We start from the raw sequence: 238 nt of genomic DNA on the forward strand, positions 1-238 counted from the left end.
TGGTAACTGTAATTACCCCAACATTTGCAATGTCAATTCTCTTAACATATTTAGTTTGTACAAATTTGTAGCCTGTATTACCCATTTTGTCTTTATCAGTTGTACCAGTAGTATAGGCTGTAACACTACTTAAGCCATCAATAGCAGCAGCTGTTTCGGCTACAGCTAATTTAGCAGGTTCAGCTAATCCCAAGCCTTCATATAATTTGTCGCGGATAGTGTATTCTTGGTAAGCATG

At 37.4% G+C, this 238-nt stretch carries 1 pseudogene; it reads right to left on the minus strand.

Annotated elements, in window-relative coordinates:
- Positions 1-238, minus strand: a pseudogene (locus ACTHS3_RS18570) (pilin); the annotation flags it as partial.

Source organism: Neisseria sp. P0009.S007 (genome assembly GCF_051962515.1).